General features: G+C 52.9%; 14 protein-coding genes and 1 pseudogene. 11 read left to right on the forward strand and 4 right to left on the reverse strand.

Translation table 11 applies throughout. The features are described from left to right. Positions 1-110: 110 nt before the first annotated feature. From ACR0L4_RS18860 to ACR0L4_RS18875, 4 genes and pseudogenes are all read left to right on the forward strand, one after another. Positions 111-1136, forward strand: coding sequence for a glycosyltransferase family 2 protein (locus tag ACR0L4_RS18860; RefSeq protein WP_480514612.1), 1026 nt, complete (start codon positions 111-113; stop codon positions 1134-1136). Further along, the gene (locus ACR0L4_RS18865) at positions 1133-2215 is read left to right on the forward strand and encodes a Gfo/Idh/MocA family protein (protein ID WP_480514613.1); all 1083 of its coding nucleotides are present in this window, start codon (positions 1133-1135) and stop codon (positions 2213-2215) included. The genes ACR0L4_RS18860 and ACR0L4_RS18865 overlap by 4 nt, the downstream gene beginning before the upstream one ends. Positions 2216-2707: 492 nt before the next feature. Next, entirely contained in the window at positions 2708-6124 is a 3417-nt protein-coding gene (locus ACR0L4_RS18870) for a G8 domain-containing protein (RefSeq protein ID WP_480514615.1), read from the forward strand. 100 nt (positions 6125-6224) lie between these two features. Then, positions 6225-6311 (forward strand): annotated as a pseudogene (locus tag ACR0L4_RS18875) (IS5/IS1182 family transposase); the annotation flags it as partial. Positions 6312-6999: 688 nt separating this feature from the next. Here ACR0L4_RS18875 and ACR0L4_RS18880 read toward each other — a convergent pair. Further along, entirely contained in the window at positions 7000-7848 is an 849-nt protein-coding gene (locus tag ACR0L4_RS18880; RefSeq protein WP_480514617.1) for a sulfotransferase family protein, read from the reverse strand. Between the two features lie 682 nt (positions 7849-8530). Between ACR0L4_RS18880 and ACR0L4_RS18885 the strand changes: the two genes are divergently transcribed. Genes ACR0L4_RS18885 through ACR0L4_RS18910 form a run of 6 tightly spaced genes read left to right on the forward strand, consistent with a single transcriptional unit; the run spans position 8531 to position 15636 of the window. Continuing rightward, positions 8531-10021, forward strand: coding sequence for a UbiA family prenyltransferase (locus tag ACR0L4_RS18885; protein WP_480514618.1), 1491 nt, complete (start codon positions 8531-8533; stop codon positions 10019-10021). Continuing rightward, entirely contained in the window at positions 10018-10437 is a 420-nt protein-coding gene (locus tag ACR0L4_RS18890; protein ID WP_170754294.1) for a GtrA family protein, read from the forward strand. Before ACR0L4_RS18885 ends, ACR0L4_RS18890 begins: the two co-directional genes overlap by 4 nt. Further along, the gene (locus ACR0L4_RS18895) at positions 10434-11780 is read left to right on the forward strand and encodes an FAD-binding oxidoreductase (RefSeq protein ID WP_480514619.1); all 1347 of its coding nucleotides are present in this window, start codon (positions 10434-10436) and stop codon (positions 11778-11780) included. Before ACR0L4_RS18890 ends, ACR0L4_RS18895 begins: the two co-directional genes overlap by 4 nt. After that, entirely contained in the window at positions 11777-12514 is a 738-nt protein-coding gene (locus ACR0L4_RS18900; protein WP_480514621.1) for an SDR family NAD(P)-dependent oxidoreductase, read from the forward strand. Before ACR0L4_RS18895 ends, ACR0L4_RS18900 begins: the two co-directional genes overlap by 4 nt. Positions 12515-12531: 17 nt before the next feature. Continuing rightward, positions 12532-14172, forward strand: a complete 1641-nt coding sequence (locus ACR0L4_RS18905) for a hypothetical protein (protein ID WP_170754301.1) — start codon at positions 12532-12534, stop codon at positions 14170-14172. A 6-nt stretch (positions 14173-14178) separates the two neighbouring features. Next, a complete protein-coding gene (locus ACR0L4_RS18910; RefSeq protein WP_480514622.1) occupies positions 14179-15636 on the forward strand; it encodes an oligosaccharide flippase family protein in 1458 nt (485 codons plus the stop codon). Between the two features lie 29 nt (positions 15637-15665). On the opposite strand, the gene ACR0L4_RS18915 is transcribed toward ACR0L4_RS18910, so the two are convergent. After that, on the reverse strand, positions 15666-16610 hold the full coding sequence (locus ACR0L4_RS18915) for a sulfotransferase family protein (RefSeq protein WP_480514623.1): 945 nt from the start codon (positions 16608-16610) through the stop codon (positions 15666-15668). Between the two features lie 149 nt (positions 16611-16759). Between ACR0L4_RS18915 and ACR0L4_RS18920 the strand changes: the two genes are divergently transcribed. Beyond that, positions 16760-17578, forward strand: a complete 819-nt coding sequence (locus tag ACR0L4_RS18920; protein ID WP_480514624.1) for a sulfotransferase family 2 domain-containing protein — start codon at positions 16760-16762, stop codon at positions 17576-17578. A 170-nt stretch (positions 17579-17748) separates the two neighbouring features. On the opposite strand, the gene ACR0L4_RS18925 is transcribed toward ACR0L4_RS18920, so the two are convergent. Next, complete coding sequence (locus ACR0L4_RS18925) at positions 17749-18786, reverse strand: glycosyltransferase (protein ID WP_480514625.1); 1038 nt, start codon at positions 18784-18786, stop codon at positions 17749-17751. Next, on the reverse strand, positions 18783-19760 hold the full coding sequence (locus ACR0L4_RS18930; RefSeq protein WP_480514626.1) for a UDP-glucuronic acid decarboxylase family protein: 978 nt from the start codon (positions 19758-19760) through the stop codon (positions 18783-18785). Before ACR0L4_RS18930 ends, ACR0L4_RS18925 begins: the two co-directional genes overlap by 4 nt. Between the last annotated feature and the right edge of the window lie 57 nt (positions 19761-19817).

Here is a 19817-nt window from a genome sequence, read left to right on the forward strand (position 1 = left end):
CACGGTTTGTGCCTTGCTGATGCAGGGTATGCAACAGTTTATGGTGTTTCGGTTTTTTCGAACTCTTCCCGGTTCAGCAAGGCCCTAGAAAATGGATCAGTAGCCCAACCATGACGAACTCCGGGGCTCACGCCCAGATTGCCGTGATCATCCCCGCTTGGAACGCACAATCGACCCTGCGCAGGGCGGTCTGTTCGGTTCTGACCCAGCAGGAAGTAGCGCTTGAAGTGTTGATCGTCGATGACGCATCACCGGATGACACACTGGAATGCGCCCACGCTCTGGCCACCGAAGATGATCGGGTGCGGGTTCTGGCCCAACCCAGCAACCAGGGGCCAGCCGCCGCACGCAATCTGGCGCTAAACAACACCTCGGCGCGATACGTGACCCCACTGGACTCGGATGATTTCATGGATCAGGGGCGTCTGGCGCAATTGCTGCGCATTGCGGGGCAGGGGGATTGGGACTTTGTGGCGGATGACCTGTTCAAGGTACCTGAAACCGACGTCGGCGGGCCACGTACGCGGTTGTGGTCAAATGATGCGATTGGCATCCAGCCTCTCGACTTTGCCGGTTTCGTACGGGGGAACCTGTCCAGTCAACGGGGTGGGCGCCGCGAGTTGGGGTTCCTCAAACCCCTGATCTCCACAGCGTTCCTGAACCGGGTGAAGCTTCGCTATGATGCCAATATGCGCTTGGGCGAAGATTACATGCTATATGCCACGGCCCTGACGCAGGGTGCACGCTTTTGCCTGACCGATCCGGCAGGATATGTCGCCGTGACGCGCCCCACCTCGCTCAGCGGGCATCACTCGACACGTGATCTTGGGGCAATGGTCCGGGCGGACCAGAGCCTGATGAAAATAGCCAGGCTTTCCTCGGAAGACCGGGCTGCGCTGAACGCACATTATCTTGAAACGCTGAAAACATGGCACTGGTTGCGGATGATTGACGCAGTCAAAGCGCGCAACTTCGCCGAAGTGCTGCGCTGTTTCCGCGCGCCACCCGCCGTGATCGGCGATTTGCTTGGCAAACTGGGCGAACAGGCCATTATTCGCGGATCTGCAAAACTGCCCTTCCGAACAGCTGGCGCGACCGACACCAAGGGCACGAACAAGAAAGGCAGGAACCCGTGACAGCGGCAAAAACTCGATGGGGCATTTTCGGATCCGGCGGTATCGCCCGGCGGTTTGCCGGAGATATGCAGTTCAGCAAGACCGGAACGCTGGTCGCAGTCGCCTCGCGCAACCCGGAAAACGCGCAAAGTTTTGCGCAGCACTTTCCCGGCACGCAGGTTTTTGACGATTATCAGGCCTTGGCTACATCCGATGCGGTCGACGCGATTTATGTTGCAACCCCCAATGCCTTGCACAAACAGCACAGCCTGATCGCGATCAGCGCAGGCAAGGCGGTCCTGTGCGAGAAACCCTTTGCCTGCAACCCGGCCGAGGCGCGCGAAGTGGCCGAAGCCGCCGCTGCTGCCAACGTGTTCTGCATGGAGGCCATGTGGACCCGCTTTCTGCCGATTATGACTGACCTGCGCCGCCGCATCGCCAATGGCGAACTGGGAGACGCGGTTCATCTTGAAGCCACCTTGGGCTTTGCCCGCACGGAAACCCCCGGCGATCCGATCACGGATCCGTCACTGGGCGGCGGGGCGCTGCACGATCTGGGCTGTTACGGGGTATCGGTTGCCGAATTCCTTCTGGGGCCATTTCAGCTGAAAGGCGGTACGGTCACGAGATCGCAAACAGGCACCTCCAGAACCGCGTCATTTGTACTACGTCACGCCGGGCAGGCCGAAGCGGCAATTTCAACCATCAGTGTCAGCCATGCCACACAGATGAGCAACACGCTTGTCCTGTCTGGGTCGAAATCTCGGATCTTGCTGGACGCCCCCTTTATTCAGGGCAGATATGGCACAGAAACCCCTGTCCATTTTGCGCAGGCCGGGGCAGCGCCCAATTCGTTCAAGTCGCGTCTCTCAAACTCTTTGTACGGACAAAAGCTGAAACGCCTGCTTCAGATGGTTGTGCCCCGCCACAAGAAGATTGCGATCCCATTCCCCGGCAGCGGCATGCAATTCGAAATAGACGAAGTCGGCGCATGTATTCATAATGGCAGAACAACCAGTGAGATCATGCCTCCAGAAACCACGATATCCGTATTGGAGGTTCTGGAGGAACTGAATGGATCAAACGCTTCAGGCCCCTGATTCCAGCCGCGCAGAACCGGTATGTACCGCTCTGCCATCAGTGACACAGTTTTGCCATTCTCCTCTTTCTGAAACACAGTTTTGCCAATGTCCGGGCGACAATATGCCATTTTGGCACTTTATCCCCAAGCATAACAGGTCGTTGCAAGCAATGATCGGCGGGATCTCGGGGACGGTTAGTTCTGTGTTTGGACTCGGGGTCTGAATATGTCGGACATCTGCTTTTCCTCGGCCGGACAAGGAACGCAGATAGGCGGAATATGGAACGGCACCGATCAGTTTCACGCAGGAATTTGCCGATCTTTGTATCGCTGTTTGCGCGCTATGGTTCTTGTCATTTGGGCGCGGTACGCCAGCATTGCAGACCCGGAGCGACACACTCACCCGCTTCGGCACCACAAAAACACCGAATTCAGGACGGTTAGGGCCGTTCTGACCTTGTGCATCGGCCTTTGGGCCGGGCTTTCGGTATGCGAGGCGACTGGAACAGTTATGAACGACATGAATCATACGATGGGGATGGAAGATCATTCCGGGGATGGAACGGGTGGGGCCGTTCAAGATCTGACCGGATCCGGCAGCACCACACGTGCCGAAGCCATCATATCGCAGCAAGAAATTCTGTCAGGTGCGGATCACTCTGCACATATGGACGACACCGCAAAGCGGGGCGAACATCTCGAGTTGCTTAGCCTGTTCCCGGATGCCAGCGATCCTAATACAGCCGTAGCGATCAATGGCGGATCCTGGTTCGATGGCTCGACTTGGGCCGGTGGATCAGTTCCGGGCGCTGGCCAGGATGTCTACATCCCGAAGGGTATTTCTGTTGTTTATGATGGTGTCAGTACTGATCACCTAGATACCGTCGGCGTTGATGGGGAACTGCACTTCGCGGTCGACACCGATACGCGGATGGAGGTCGATTCCCTATTTACAGGTGCGTCTTCCACTTTGACGATCGGTGTTGAAGGCAACCCGGTACAACAAGACGTCAAGGCGGAAATCGTAATCCACCGCGATGGCGGCTCTATTAGCAACGCTGACGATCCTCTCGAGCTGTCGACTGGTGTGGTTACACATGGTGCGGTCAGGATCGCGGGTCAGGACAAAGCAGATCACCTCAAAGCCTCTGTCGATCCTGAACAGGGCGATACATTCCTGATCTTCGACGAAGCTCCTATTGGCTGGCAGCCCGGAGACAAGCTCGTAGTAGCCGGCACCCGTTTGCTGGGCGAAAATAGTTTCGAGGACGAAATTGTTGAGGTCCGTAGCGTTGTCGAACAAGCCAACGGCACCTACCGCGTAAACCTAGAGCAGGCACTGGCCTATGATCACATTCCGCCAGAGAACTCAGCGGGTCTGGATTTCCAGGTACCGGTGGCAAATTACACACGCAATGTCTTCATCGGGGGTGAGACCGAAGAAGCAGCTTACTGGGATGACGGCAAGACCATTCCGATCGACGAACGCGGCCACGTTATGTTCATGCATAATGGCGACGTCAGCGTCCAGAATGCAGAGTTCTACGAGCTTGGTCGCACAGACAAATCCCAAATCCTGAGCGATGACAATGTCGCCGGACGGTATGCCGCCCACTTCCATCGCACGGGTGGTTCAGCAGATGAAGAACCCGCTCTCATTGAAGGCAGCGCGGTTTGGGGTAGCCCCGGTTGGGGCATTGTGCATCACGATTCCAATCTGGATGTCATCTCCAACGCGGTATTTGGCGTCAACGGCGGAGCGATCATCGCCGAAGCCGGCAACGAGACCGGTGCCTGGAAAGACAACATCACCATCCAGACAACCGGCGAGTATGTCACTCACAATTCTGAGCATAGTGGGAAACAGGGCCATCCTGCGGAGCGGCAGCAAGTGCTCGATGATTCGTTCGCCCAAGGCATCGGTTTCGGCTTCAAATCAAGGATGATCGAAACGACGGACAACATCGCAGTCAGCTCCAACGGAGCAGCCTATTCTTTCTGGCCTATGGGCAAGGAGGGTGGTTCGCCGTCGCATATCAACCCTGAGGTCAGCGACTATGAAACACTACACGGATATGATCCTTTCTTTGGCCAGGACAACACCGGAGTCTCGCAAATCCCGAATCGGATTTTCGAAGACAACGAAGCTATCGTAACCCATGTCGCACTCAACACCAGCGCCGACAAGCGTCCTTCAGGCACCGATGTACCAACGATAATAGAAGGGCTAGTAGCCTGGGAAGTCGGAGCCGGTGTGCTAGGCTTTTACCAGCGTGACTATCTTATCAAAGATAGCGTGTTTGTCGGGTTGCAGGATGGAATGAACTCGAAACACCAGTCAACGGCCGCTGGTTATGCCACAACAGGAGTTTTGGCACGCGAATTTCACGAGCTCAAATTGGTCAATAATCATTTTGAGAATTTTGACTTTGGTATCTGGGAGAAAAACCACGAAGACGGTCAGCTCTGGACTCACGTGATTCTAGGCAACACCTATGTCGGTGTAGGTCAGGAAACTCTGCTAGGCATCGATGGGTCAAGCCCCAGCAACTATACCATCCATGACGACTCGACAAACTGGCAAAATAGCGTCGATCTTGGTCAGCTTGACGCAACAGTGAATTTGGCAGAGTCGGATTTGGTCATGACCGCATGGTATGATCGCTTCTCCGTTGTTGTTGATAAGACGGATTCTCTGGGCAGCCAGCAGCTTGCAATGGGATCAGAAAAAACACGTTATAAGGGTGCCTCACAAAAAGAATGGTGGGGAGAAAACGCTGAAAACCATGGTTATTATGTCCAAGATGGGAAGTACTATCTCATCGTACAGGCTGCGGTCGGTGATCGTGTCACCGGAACGGTGGGGACTATGGATGTTGCCATCGAATTGGCCTTCATTGAATCGCCTGCTGACTTACCAGATGGCGCAGTGAACAATGGTGCGTTGCCCGCCCATCTCGATGCAAATGGAATTGGTGCTTTCGAAATTGTCGATCAGCGCGAAATCGGCAAAAGCGGAAATCAACTCATTAACCCTGACAGTGATGACAACGATGGTGACATGGATCACGGTGGTACCGATGGTGGCACAGATCACGGTGGTACCGATGGTGGCACAGATCACGGCGGGCACGATCAAGGTATCGTTCTGCAAGGCACGAATGGCAACGATACCCTTGATGGAACTGCAGGCAATGACAGCATCATGACCGGGTCCGGCAACAATCTGGTCTTTGCCGGTAACGGCGACGACTATATTGAGGCCGAAGGAGGACAAGACAAACTCTACGGAGGTCAAGGTTCCGATGAAATCGTTGCCGGGGCAGGTTCGGATACAGTCATGGGCGCAGACGGCGCCGATAGTATCGATGGCGGCGCGGGGAACGATAATCTGTGGGGAGGACTTGACAACGATACGATCCTCGGAGGAACCGGTCATGATCGGATCGGCGGTGGTGCGCAAGACGACGACATCAGTGCTGGCGGTGGAAACGACACAATCTGGGCTGGAAACGGTAATGACCTGATAAACGCCGGCACAGAGGATGATGAGGTCAGAGCAGGTGCCGGAAATGACACAGTTTATGGTGGCGAAGGTAACGATCTTCTCATCGGGAAATCCGGTAGTGACGAGCTTTGGGGCGGAGACGGCTTTGATGTTCTGAATGGTGGCAAGGGCGATGACACACTGCGCGGTGGAGCAGACTCCGACATTATAGTCTTCTCTAAAGGTGCCGATGTTGTGATAGACTTCGGTGAAGGCGACCAGATCGACTTCTCGGAGGTGTTCGGAATTAATGACTTTGACGATGTGCTAGAGCATCTTTCGGGCATTGAGGATGCAGAGATCGACGATGGGAATGGCAACAGTATAACGTTAATCGGCATCAGAGCTGACGAGCTAGAGAATAACGACTTCCTTTTTTGAAGTAGCCTGTAGCGCTTCGTTACAAAAAAGTCCCTAGGGTCAGGATGCATTGATTTTCAAAGCGCTGCATGATTCACGGTTCGAAAAACGGAGCGGTGATATGAGCGACCTTTTCTGGCTGACTAACGAGCGGATGGCCAAACTTTCCTCTTTCTTCCCGCGGTCGCATGGCAAGTCACGGGTCGACGGCATTCAGCATTGGGCTGGAAAAGCCCCGTCGCTTTCGAACGGAAAGTGGCCTAAACGAGCATCTGGGGCGGCACTAAAACGGGACAGGTCCAGCCAAACAAATGTCAAGTTCGCCCAGCTTGCAGCGTGCATACTCATCCGACCGACGCTTTCAAGCCAGCCCAAATCGAAGTGTTGATAACTGAAGCTGATTAAACTGGATGCAGAATTAGGGTTACTATTCCTAGTAGGAGAGGGAGTGCACCGATATTGAAGAAACGATTTAGAAATGAACAGATGGTCTTTGTGATGAGACAAGCGGAATCGGCAACAATTGTTGGTAAAACCCATCATAAGATGGGGATCCACGAAACATCCACGTTACTTGGCTACATCCTGTGGCAACCTTTCTGCCTCGCGCAACGCTATTGCAGTCACTATATTCATCGTCTTGCAATTTAGAACCGCTACGACATCCTTTGTATTCGCTTGGGCAAGCTTGCCTAAGCGCCTATTTTCTAAAGCCATATCGGGACCGAACAAGATCAAGCGAACTCAGCCCAAATACAGCGTAGTTAGTCCAACTTTTAGTCTTGTAGAAAGTGGGGACCCAGATTCACGTTTCGCCCGAGATAACATGATAAACGCGTCACTTGGCTCAATTATATGAGTTTTTGAAAGGCTTATGCAGCAACTCATAGTGTTTATTATTCCGATATCACAGAGGTCTCGGGAAGTATTCTTCCATGTTTCTTGCTAAATAAAAGCCAATCGTTGGTCAGGTCTCTTGAAATCATTTCGCGCAGGCTTGGATCCCAAGAGATTTCAACGGAAACAGGTCGCCTAAGAAAATACTTGCCAATGGACAGAATGCTCTTGGGGATACGTTCCTTGGTGGAATTGAACCAAACTTGACCGCGAAGCTTGGCCAAAAGTGGAGAGTCCATGGCCTGATCACCCCGTGTGTTCTCCTGCTTTGTTTCAGCCATCAAATTGAGCACGTCCGAGGTCGCATCCAACCCCAGAAAGCCTAATACATCCTTGTGTACGCTCCGAGGCGCAATTTGATAGTCCTCAAGAAACACAACGTGGACTCTATCGCTTGGCACTCTCCGCAAGATACGTTCGTAGATGTCCGTATAGCGGCTGGTTTTGATGATCTCTGGCCACTCCTGCACAGCCTGGTTTATCCCGATCGCAGGTTTCCCATTCGCTATCGCTTGTGAATAATGAGACTCTATACGCTTAATTGGATCACGCACCATATATATCAGCTTTACATCGGGTATCTCTTGTGAAATCCGCGCAATTGTTGAATCCACCCAGTTAGACATGGAGTAGTCTGGGGTACCTTCAAGTAAATGTGCTCCTTGTGGTGCATTCTTGAATAGTGATTCGTACCATCGCAGACCTCGGCTTTCATAATACCAGTTAAAAAAGTGCGTCTCTTTCCCCGGAACAAGAAAGATGTTGGGATGGCAAGAAAGGGCGGCGCATAGAGTCGTCGTTCCACATTTTGGTGCGCCTACAATAATACTGTGCGGCAGTTTTCGCACTTACCCTAAACCTTCTATGTCGCGCCTGAGTTGAGGCGCCATTCAATCATTACACAAGGACGCATGACCTTAAATTCTGGGACCGCCTCCTACAGCGCTCAGTTTAGAGCGAAGTGGCATGTTACGGCAAGCGACGGTTGTTCTTTCCGCTGGAAATCTTGGAGGCTCTGGCTAGGCTGATCACGTCTATCTGAAGTGTAAAATGGCATAGAGGTCAGCGGTTTAATAGATGATTGTGGAAAACTTCCATCGAAGCCGGGTATCTCAAGTAACAATGAAACCGATTGAGAGAACTCTGTAGCAAGAATGCTCGAATGAAGAAATCTGTTCCGAACCGAGATGAACGTCACAAATGATGTTTCGAACATGACCTGTACCTGTCGCCAACGAGCAACAAGAAAACATCTCCCGAGACTTATAGCCTTTCATTCACAATGATATGATACAATTCAGCGCCCCTTTGACGCATTGTCCCCAAATCATGAGTGCCGGTCAAAAAATAAAACTTTAGACCAAAACTATCGTTTTGTTCACCTTGCACCAATTATCGCCTATCTACAAAGCCACTTGAGCAATCACCTAGCTAAATTTTCCTTCCAACTGCGTGCCCATCATGATTTAGAATTCCTTTCGGGTTTATAGTTCTTTTATGTTTGTAACGATTTAGATTTGGAACGATATAGTGTCGACCTTTGCAGCGCAGCGTGAACCGGCGGAAACTCGGGATTTGACTAGCCCCGATCACACAAATGTGCCTCTGATTGTCGATCTCGATGGCACCCTGACCAAGTCCGATACCATGCATGAGGCGCTTTTGCTCTTCATCGCGCGGCATCCGGCTAAGCTGCCGCAGGCTGTGGCTTGGCTGTTCTCGGGAAAAGCCCGTTTCAAAGACAAACTTGCCTCGGAAATCGTGGTAGATGCAGCATCTGTTCCTCTGCGCGACGAAGTTCTCGCACTTGTCAACGCGGCCAAGGCGGAAGGGCGCAAGGTGCTGTTGGTGTCGGCCTCAAACCAGCGACAAGTCGACCGGATTGCGGAGCAACTGGGCCTGTTTGACGAGGCCGTGGGCTCGGATGCGGCGCATAATCTGTCCGGCAAGGCAAAGGCGGATTGGCTGGTTAATCGCTTTGGCGAGAAGGGTTTTGACTATATAGGAGATTCTAGCGCGGACCTTAGCGTGTGGCCCTGGGCGCGCAAGGCAATCACAGTCGGCTCTAACACGGCACTGCGCCAGAACGTAGACAACATGAGCGTCGACAGCATCCATCTAACCGGTGGCGAAGCGGACAGCACCCTTGATCGTGCTCGGCATTACCTCAAAGCCATGCGTCCTCATCAATGGCTCAAGAACCTGTTGGTTTTTGTGCCCGCCCTTGCCGCGCATGACATGTCCGCATTGCTGCCGTCGCTTTTTGCCTTTGTCGCCTTCTCGCTTGCGGCCTCCAGCATCTACCTGATCAATGACATGCTGGATCTTCACGTAGACCGCCAGCACCCGCGCAAATGCAAACGCCCCTTTGCGGCCGGCACCATTCCGGTATCGCATGGCGTGGTGCATTCTGCATTGCTGTTTCTGGTCGCGATGACCATAGCAGCTTTCCTGACACCGGCCTTTGTCGCGGTTCTGTTTGGATATGTGGCTCTGACGTTTGCGTATTCGCTGATACTGAAACGCAAACTAATGATCGATATCTGGACCCTTGGGGCACTCTATACCATTCGGATCATTGCCGGAGGGGCCGCTGCCGGTATCCCCCTGACGGAATGGTTGCTGGCGTTTTCCATGTTCGTGTTCTTGTCTCTGGCTGCAGTCAAACGGATTTCCGAACTGAAAGATCTTGAGGCCCGGAATTTGACCAGCACGGACGGGCGGGGCTATCGTGTCGCGGACCTGCCGGTCGTGTTGGGCGCAATGCTGGCATCCGGGTATTGCTCGGTTGTTATTCTGGCGCTTTATGTTTCAAATTCCAACGTTGCCAGTCTGTATTCCGAACCCAAACTGCTATGGCTGGTCTGCATGATGCTGCTGTATTGGATCAACCGCGTAGCGATTATCTCTTACCGGGGCGAGATGGATGACGATCCCATCGTCTTCGCCCTGCGCGACAGGGTCAGCCTCATCGTGTTTGCACTTTGTACCGCAATTTTCGTGGCGAGTGCGCAGCTATGACACTGGCCCAACTTGTCTTTCGCTACAGCGCGTTTGCGGTTGTGGCCACAATCATCAATCTGCTGACACAGCGCCTGTCCCTAGCGCTCTACGACGGCGGCTTCGCAGTCCCGCTGGCGATTTTTGCCGGTACAATCACAGGCCTAGTGGTCAAATTCCACCTCGACAAACGTTGGATCTTCTTTGATGTGTCCCAAGATACGCAAACCCGGAAATTCGGCCTCTATACGCTTATGGGTGTGGTGACGACCCTGATCTTCTGGGGCACTGAATACGGGTTCTGGCTGATCTGGCAAACTGACCTGATGCGCGAGGTGGGGGCGGTGCTTGGCCTGACCGTCGGGTATTGCACCAAGTATCACCTGGACAAACGGTTCGTCTTTGTTGCGCATCCTGGGTTTGGACATAAGGCATGACCAAGGTTCAATCCCTGTCCGGCTGGGCCCGCTGGCCCCGGCGAGAGTGCCGAACCGCGCCTCTGGACCCAGCATCCCTTGCGGATCTGGCCCCACTGCCGGATCGGGGCATGATTGCCCGCGGGCTGGGGCGGTCATATGGCGATATCGCGATGAACCCTGATCTGACGCTCATGGGGGCACAGAGAAACCGCATTCTGTCCTTTGACACCGAAAGCGGAAAACTGGTCGCCGAGGCGGGTCTGAGCATTGCCGATATCCTGCAGGTTTTTGTCCCGCGCGGCTGGTTTCCGGCCGTTACACCCGGCACCAAATTTGTGTCACTTGCGGGCCTGATTGCGGTCGATGCCCATGGCAAAAACCACCACAAGGTCGGCAGTTTCGGAGATCACGTGGACTGGTTCGACCTCTATTGCGCGGATGGTCAGATACGCCGTTGTTCACGCGCTGAAAACACCGATCTGTTCAATGCCACGATCGGCGGGAACGGTCTGACCGGGCATATCCTGACAGTCTGCATCAAACTGCTGTCAATTTCGTCAGGCTGGGTCGCGCAGAAGACCCTGCTGGCGCAGGATCTGGATCAGGCCATCGAGATTTTCGAGGAACATGACGACGTGACCTATTCCGTCGCATGGATCGATTGTCTGGCCAAGGGGCCCGCGCGCGGGCGGTCTCTGGTGTTTCTGGGCGAACACGCAACACCCGACCAGTTGGATAGCACCAAAGCGCAACACCCTTTCGATATCCCCCTTCACCGCAAGCTGCGCATGCCGATGGATGCCCCATCCTGGGCGCTGAACTCGTACACGCTGCGCGCCTTCAATCGGATGTATTACAAGGTTAATTCCGGTAAACCTGAAACGCAGCTGATAGACTACGACAAGTATTTCTACCCGCTGGATGCCATACTGGAGTGGAACCGGATGTATGGCCGCGCTGGATTTGCCCAGTATCAATGCGCGCTGCCACTGGGAGAATCCCGCGAAGGCCTGCTTAAGCTGCTGGCGGCCATTTCCGAGGCTGGTTTGGGCTCATTCCTCGCCGTTCTCAAACGGTTCGGACCGGGATCTCCGGAACGACCACTGTCCTTCCCGATGGAAGGCTATACCCTGGCGCTTGATTTTCAGATGTCGCCGGACTCGCTGACGCTGATGACGGCCCTGGATGAAATCACCTGTCAGCACGGCGGTCGGCTTTATATGGCCAAGGACAGCCGTATGACCCAATCCACACTTGAATCGGGCTATACTGACGGGGTGCCTGCGTTTCGTGCGCTGCGCACAGCAACAGGATCGCGCCCCTTGTTTCAATCCCTGCTATCCCAGAGGTTAAATCTGTGACACCTGCCAATGCTCCCGCCCTCATCCTCGGTGCCCGATCCGATATCGCACGCGGCATCGCCATCGCGCTGGCCAAACGCGGCCATCCTCTGATGCTGGCAGCGCGCAGGGCAGGGGAGCTGGACCGCGATGTCTCTGACCTGTCGATCCGGTACAATTGCGAGGTCACCGCACACGAGTTCGATGTGCTGGATCTGGACGGGCATGAAGCCTTTCTCGACAGCCTGCCTGTGGCCCCGTCCATCATCGTCTGCGCCATCGGCGTTCTGGGGGATCAGGACAAGGATGCCGGAGATGCGACAGCCACCAGATTGATCGTGGATAGCAATTATCTGGCACCCTGCCTGTTTTTGGAGCAGGCCGCCACCCGCATGGTCGAAACCGGTGGCGCGATCATCGCAATCGGCTCGGTCGCTGGTGATCGCGGGCGGGCGAAGAACTATGTCTATGGCTCGGCAAAGGCCGGGTTCGCGGCCTATATCTCGGGGTTGCGCCAGAAATACGCCAATACCGACCTGCATGTGATGACGGTAAAGCCGGGCTTTGTCAGGACCGCAATGACCGAAGGCATGGATCTGCCAGAGCCACTAACCACCGATGCCGAACCGTTCGCCGAGCGGATCGTAACCGCTATGGAGCGGGGCAGGCAGGTCTATTTGGACCTGCGGTGGCGCGCCCTGATGTCGGTAATCACACATCTACCTGAGCGTATATTCATGAAAACAAAATTCTGAAGAGGCTGGATCGGACAATGGCACAAGGATACCATTCCCAAGATTTCCTTCTGGCACTGGGTCTGACATTTGTCGGGGCAGCACTGGCCTGGCTGCTTGCGGGCGGATTGCCTGCCATCGGGATCGACGATGCCGCCATCACACGCTCTTACGCCGAAAACGTCGCCAATGGTGCAGGCTATGTCTACAATGTCGGCGGAGAACGGGTTGAAGGGTCCACTGCGTTTCTGTGGATGAGCATCCTGACCGTTGCCTACAGCCTGACCCCAACGCCTGAATTTCTTATCATCGCGCTCTGTGCCGGTTTTGCCCTGACGGCAGTCTATCTCACCCTAAGGCTGGTGCGCGCGCTGGCAGACTGGCTGGATATCGAACCTGCACCGGCCATCTGGACTCTGTCAGTCTGCCTGATCGCAAGCCCCGGCTATTTCATGTGGTCGATCTGGACGATGATGGAGTTGGCGCTGTGGTCGATGCTGCTGCTCTGGATGGTGTTCCTTTTGGCCCGGCTGGTCGAAGATGACAGGGGACCGGGTAATACAATCTGCCTTCTTCTCGCAGCCGTTCTGGTGCCTCTGGTCCGCCCCGAGGGGATTGCCGCCGCTATCGGCCTGCTGGCCCTCAGCCTGATCCTGGCACCCCGGTTCTGGCGCGCTTTGGGTGGGGCCATTCTTGCTGCCTGCGCCTCCTTTGTCGCGATTACATCCTTTCGTCTGTCCTATTTCGGCCAACCCTTTCCCAATACGTTTTACGCCAAAGTGTCCTCGGACAAAGTACAGGGCCTCAAGGACGGGCTGAAATACTTGGTGGATTTCCTGCTGAGCGGCCCGTTCATCGAAATCTTCGTCATACTCTGGCTGGCTGGCACCATCTGGGCCATCATAAGTGTTACACAGTCGCGACCTGGTGCCCGGGCGCTGCTGGTTACCGCAGCCACCGTATTCGGGATGCTATCAGTCTATGCGGGCCTTGGCGGCGATCACTTTGTTCTGTGGCGTTTCTACCAGCCCGTAGTGCCACTGCTGCCGGTCTGTCTGGCACTGCTGGTCGCTGCAGCTGTCCCTGCAGTCGCGTTCTATGCGCCTAAAGGCTCGGCCACACTCGCCGCAACAGTTGCTGCAATCGGCATCTTCTTGGTCGGATGGATACACTATTACCAATCCCGTTTCGACATCCGGAAAGAATACACGCTGGTCGAGCAGGGGTTGAACTTCGGGAATTTCCTGAACGGGATTGAGCCCCGACCATCGATCGGGGTCGGCCCCGCCGGTGGCATCGCGCTGGCCTATAACGGTAAGATTCTCGACCTGCTGGGTCTGAACTGGGTCGAGATGGCCCATGCCAACCCGGTCAAGGTCGGCATGCGCAACCATGCCAGCTTTGATAAGAATACATTCTGGAATCACGCCCCAGATGTTCTGGCTGCCTTCAACCGGGCCTGTGCAGCGGACAACTCTTTGGCATTCTGGTCGCATGCCGACGCAGCGTTTGACGGGCTCTTTTCGGACGAAAGATTCCAAGATGCCTATGTTCCAGTTGCCTTCGTGCAAGGGCCAGAGTGCTGGCCCGGCTTCGCGAAACCGGACTGGCTGGCTCAGACGAAGCCGGGCGAGGCTATCAAATCCTTTGACTGGGCGGCCGTGAAGAAATTGGACTAGGCAGCGATGTCCACACAACACTCTTCCGCCGCGCATTCCGTCAAAGGATTTTTTGTGAGCGTCAGCTCACTGGTATCGGCACGCCTGTTTCTTGCACTGTCCCAGATTCTAGTTCTGCCGATCGTCGCCCGACACCTGACTGTCGACGAATTCGCTCTGATGGCAATGGCCATGTCAGTGGTGATTTTCTGCAGCGTGCTGAGCGACGCGGGTCTCGGACGCTCGTTGATCCGCACGCCGACCTATGACCATGAAGAATGGGTCAGCGTGTTTTGGTTGCTGGTCGCAGTCGGGATTGGCCTCGCCCTCATCATCTTGGGAATCGGACCAATTTGGGCTGCGTTCTTTGATCAACCAGCCCTAGTGCCTATCCTCAGCGCACTGGCTGTAGTGCCGTTATGTCAGGCAATCTCAGCGACCCCGAATGCCGAAATTGAGCGGCGCGAAAACTATACCGGCATCGCCAAAGTACAGACGATCACAACGGTTATCAGCCTTGGCCTTGCCGTTATCCTGGCCATTCTGGGTGCCGGAGTTTGGGCGCTTGTTGCTCAGCAGATTTCTCTGGCGGCAATCCGGCTGGTGGGAATTGCCTACCTATCCAAATTCCGCCCCAACCTGCTGTTCAAGCCGCACCTGATCGGGACACATCTTGTTTTTGCTCGAAACACCCTGACCATTTCGGCGATTTCAGCGCTCAAGACCCAGTCTGCAATCGTCGCTATTGGCAAGTTCAATGGCGAAGCACCTCTGGGTCTATTCTCAATGAGCGCACGGTTCTCCCGGCTGCCAAAATTCGGCCTGGTTGGACCTGTGTCAACTGTCGTTTACGTCCGCATGGCCAAGGCACAAGATAATCCGGAACGTTTGGTGGAAATCTATCTCAGCGCAATGAAGATAATGGCCACCCTTCTTTTTCCTATCCTTTCAATGATGGCAGTTGCCGGAACAGCGGTTTTTACATTGATGCTGTCTGCAGAATGGGCGCAAGTCGCACCAATCTTTGCCTTGTCCATATCTGGTCTCACTTTCGAGGCGATTGCCGTCACTCTGCTCGCATGTATCTTTCGCGCCACTAACCGTACAGATCTACAAGTAAAACTGAGCACACAGTCCGCGCTTCTCTATATCACTCTTGTCGTCGCGGCCGCTTCAATTTCAGATGTAAAAGCAGTTGCAACCGCCATTTCCGCTTGGGGTATAATAATCGTACCCCGCGGTTGGATTTTGGCTAAACAGATCGTACCAATCACTATTCGCACTTGCCTACACACGCTTATTACACCTGTTTTATTGTCTCTTGCGATGGCATCCTGTCATTCCGCATTGAAAGTGTTTCTGTCTCCCGGGTATGTGGCCGAGGTCGGTATCGCCTGCTGTATTCTTACCTTCGGATTGGGGCTGATGATATTACTCCAACGTAGTGAGCTGCGCAAATCCATTGAAGTGTTCCGATCAGATTAATTAAAGAGGCCGCTGTGCCACCAACTGCATCAGCCCTCAAAATCCGGCCAGACGGCTTTCAAATTCCGACCCAGGAAATCTGAAAGCCCTTTATTGCGAAGGGACAGGTGATCCGTCAGATATGATCGGGTGCTTTCTTGCATGGGCAAAGGATGCATAGCCTTGAGTAACGTTTTATTCACTCGGGAAAACCAGAGATGGTGAAGCTTTTGACGCGCTTGCACCCCTAAACCTCGACGGCTACCGAGATGATTTCCATATCGCCATGCGGCCACTTTCCGGCCAATCTGATTAAGTGCGAGCTGACCTTTCAGACTTGCCGGATAGTAGGTTTTATTGAACCAGGAAGCCTCCTCGTACACCTCCATCCTATCAGTACCCAAAAAATCAGTAACGCTGTCAATCCAGATCTGCTTATCAGATATAAAATCTTCAAGCAGGACAATCTTGATCTGGTCTGACCCAAAGATATCATAATAGAGTTTGAGATGCGGCAGATAGGTAGATCCAAGAATAATACCTGGATGCCTGTGAAGAGCCTTCTCGAAGGTACAAGTTGTTCTTCCACTTTTAACCATGTGCCAATACTGCGAATAAGCGCGATTCACCGGATCTCGCAGCATGAAAATAAGACGAACATCCGGCAAGAACGCGCGAATACGCGCAGGCGCAACTTCAGAAAGAAGATAGGTGGTCGAATCTTCCCCAACCAATGGCAGATCGGCAAACGGTGCAAAGCACGCGGCGTAACTGGAACGGAATTCGACATTCTCAATCCGGCTGTCGTAGTAGATAAGCTCGCCATTTTTGTGGGAGAAGAAATCCGGATGCGTAACTGGATCGTCTGCGTCGAAGTAATGAATCTCTTCGTCTGGCAAGCCAATTTCAGGGTGTTGATTCAAAATGAAATGTAACGAAGTAGTGCCACATTTTGGCGCGCCGCCGATGATGAAATCAGGAAATCTCTCCTTCACAGCACCACCTCTTTTATCTGTATTATCCCCTAGCGAAGCTAATACCACAGGGCAAGCCGTCTTTTTATTAAATGGGATTGATTGTTGAATACTCTGTTGGTGAAGTGATCTTGTGATGACAAGGTAATACCGTACAACTGAGAGACCTTATGAACATTCGAAATGCGGCCGAATTGGATAACCGTACCATTCTTGACCGAACGGGTCTGGCATATGGCCAGAAAATGGTTGACCGTTTACGATCTCGTGGCACACTACATTTATATTGTCGCGTGGGCGATGTGCGGCTTGGCTATTGCTATATCCGGAAGAATGCGTGCTCAAGCTTCAAGCGTTTGTTTCTCGATATGGCTGAAACAGATTTCGATCCGTCCTCCGGGGAACGCCCTATCGATTTCATGATCAAACACCAAATGATGCGCTCGACCGATGCTGCGCTCTGCGACCGGATTGTGTTTGTGTATCGTGATCCTGTCGCTCGGGTCATCTCGCTGTTCAAAAATAAATTCATTATGCGCGACGGGCACGAGGATCTGTTCCGAAACTATTTCACCGTTGTCGGCGAAGATCCTGATCATGCAACATTTAGGCAGTTTGTCACGAATTACCTTCGAACGGACTTTACCATGCTTGACCGGCATGTCTTACCACAAGCTTGGCATCTAAAGCGTTTTCGCTACACCGATGCTATACCAATCGGAACATTACACGAGAGGATGAAAGCAATTGTGGGACCATCCTTGGCAGATAAATATTTTTCACGGCCAGTGAATGCGACTAAGAGCAAAAAGGTCAACCTCCCAAATGCGATGGATTTCTCCAGCGCAATTCTGTCCCGTCGCTATGCGGATACCGGGGCTATGCCGCAGGATATAGATTTTTTAGACTCCACTCTGAGGACGTGCCTCGAAACACTCTATTCGATGGACATTAATATGATCCGAGCAATCGAACTGCGTATTTCATAAATAATTCATTGATTATCATGGGAGTTAGCACCAGTTTTTTGGATCAAATATGCAAACCGACCTACGCTTGTTTCTACGCCAAAGCAATTCCTTGTCTGAACTTCGTTTTTTTTTGAATTGATACAAGCTTCTCGCCCCGCCATACTGTTCGCGAATTGGCTTAGACCGGGTTAAAAAATTTCACTTTGTAAACCTTTGATTGCCGTGCGCTGTGCTATTATATATTTTGCGGCCGAAGCCTCAAGCGTCATCTCCCCAGCAATGAATTCTCGCGGACGGAACGTGTTTATATCCGACCAGAAATGCGCCCATCGAGAGCGCATATTTTCTATCTGAAACCGAATTCCACACCGGTCATCGAAATACGGAACCGATGTGCAGGCTATTGGATCTCTGCTGATCTCCTTCCACTTGGGATCAGGCCAATAGCCTTCGTCCCAGGCAAATACTGGCACCCCAAACGCCAAGCATTCCTGATAGGCCATACCTTGGGTTTCAGATTCACAGAAGAACGCCATTGACCGGCAGCGTTTGAGCAACTTCAGATAGTCTTCGTTAATGTAATCACCGTATCTTATCATCCGGTAGCTCAGTCCGACTGCATCAAGCTGTTCGAGAAAAGGTGCAACGGTCAGGGAGTACGCCTCATCACGATTGAAACGCACCTTGTCATAGACGAGAACATCAAATTCCTTTTCAGATAGCCGTGGCAGCTCAAAACGCGAAATATCAAAGCCGCCAAACCATGGCATTAGGCGTTCTCCGTAGAATGGAGCAAACATATCTGTATGCCACTGGCATGTAGACAGAAATAAACGGTTGCGTGCGTCTTCGAAAAGATTTGGCTTGTCCAGCGGTGATGAAAACAGGCCAGGACCAATCACGCGCGGATTTGGCAGATATTCGACCTTTTTTAGGACGCTCGGATATCCAACAACACCGATTGGATTGTTTGGCATACGTTGCGCGGATTTAAAATCGTTGATCCTTATTGTGTGACCAACACTTTCCAGCGCTTCAACCAACATATTAAACCAAGTATAGTAACCCGAGTTGATCTGCTTGCCACGTAGTCTGTTTACTGCGACCCGAGCATTTCTGCGTAAGTCTGACATCAATCGTGGCATAGGCTGATATTCAGCGCGACGCTCATGACCATCATAAAAAAGCAGCATGGTCTGTGGCTCCGACAAGCTTCCATCATTCATGGGCGCCTCTCCACCAGGTCCAGAAGGCCCTCATTTGTAAGCAATTCATCAAAGTAGGCGACCGTTTTACCAACACCTTCCTCAAATGAAACCATCGGCGTCCATCCAAGTTCATCGCCGGCCTTTTCGATATTCGGTTGACGCTGCACAGGATCGTCTTGCGGCAGTGGACGGAAATCTAGTTTAGAGCGCGAACCTACAATTTCAATAATGCGTTCAGCAAGCTCCCGGATTGACATCTCGTGTGGGTTTCCCAGATTAATGGGGCCGGTCACAGAGGCATCGCTCTCCATAAGCGCGACAATACCTGACACCAAATCATCAACATAGCAAAAAGACCGCGTCTGCTGGCCATCTCCGTAAATCGTTATTGGCTTATTCTGCAGAGCTTGAATAATAAAATTCGAAACAACCCGACCGTCATTAATATGCATACGCGGTCCATAAGTATTAAAGATTCTCGCTATCTTTATCTGCAACCCGTGCTGACGATGATAGTCGAAGAACAGTGTCTCAGCGGCGCGCTTACCTTCATCATAACAGGACCGGACGCCGATGGGATTTACGTTCCCCCAATATGTCTCTTCTTGCGGATGAACATGCGGATCTCCGTAGACTTCAGAAGTCGACGCCTGAAAAATCGGGATCTTCAATCGCTTCGCAAGACCCAGCAAATTGATCGACCCGTGAACTGAGGTCTTCAGGGTCTGAACCGGATCCAACTGATAGTGGATCGGCGCTGCGGGGCAAGCTAGGTGAAATATCCGATCTGCTTCTACGTAAAGCGGAAAAGTAACATCATGCCTTAGCAACTCAAACAATGGGTTGTCCAATACATGTAAGATATTACGTTTGCTCCCGGTGTAAAAATTGTCAACACAGATGACCTCATCACCAGCCGCCAATAAACGGTCAACAAGATGGGAACCTACAAAGCCAGCCCCGCCTGTGATGATTGTTCTTTTCTCCAGCATAGTCCCTCTTCTTCCAATCCCATATTAATCCTCATACTCGACATGGCTGTTCTTCAC

It is taken from the genome of Ruegeria sp. AB5 (assembly GCF_056542645.1).

Excerpts from the sequence above, each read along its gene's own strand:
- ACR0L4_RS18860 (WP_480514612.1), top strand. The coding sequence starts at position 111 with ATGACGAACTCCGGGGCTCACGCCCAGATTGCCGTGATCATCCCCGCT.
- ACR0L4_RS18870 (WP_480514615.1), top strand. The coding sequence starts at position 2,708 with ATGAACGACATGAATCATACGATGGGGATGGAAGATCATTCCGGGGAT.
- ACR0L4_RS18890 (WP_170754294.1), top strand. The coding sequence starts at position 10,018 with ATGACACTGGCCCAACTTGTCTTTCGCTACAGCGCGTTTGCGGTTGTG.
- ACR0L4_RS18895 (WP_480514619.1), top strand. The coding sequence starts at position 10,434 with ATGACCAAGGTTCAATCCCTGTCCGGCTGGGCCCGCTGGCCCCGGCGA.
- ACR0L4_RS18905 (WP_170754301.1), top strand. The coding sequence starts at position 12,532 with ATGGCACAAGGATACCATTCCCAAGATTTCCTTCTGGCACTGGGTCTG.
- ACR0L4_RS18910 (WP_480514622.1), top strand. The coding sequence starts at position 14,179 with ATGTCCACACAACACTCTTCCGCCGCGCATTCCGTCAAAGGATTTTTT.
- ACR0L4_RS18920 (WP_480514624.1), top strand. The coding sequence starts at position 16,760 with ATGAACATTCGAAATGCGGCCGAATTGGATAACCGTACCATTCTTGAC.
- ACR0L4_RS18925 (WP_480514625.1), bottom strand. The coding sequence starts at position 18,786 with ATGAATGATGGAAGCTTGTCGGAGCCACAGACCATGCTGCTTTTTTAT.
- ACR0L4_RS18930 (WP_480514626.1), bottom strand. The coding sequence starts at position 19,760 with ATGCTGGAGAAAAGAACAATCATCACAGGCGGGGCTGGCTTTGTAGGT.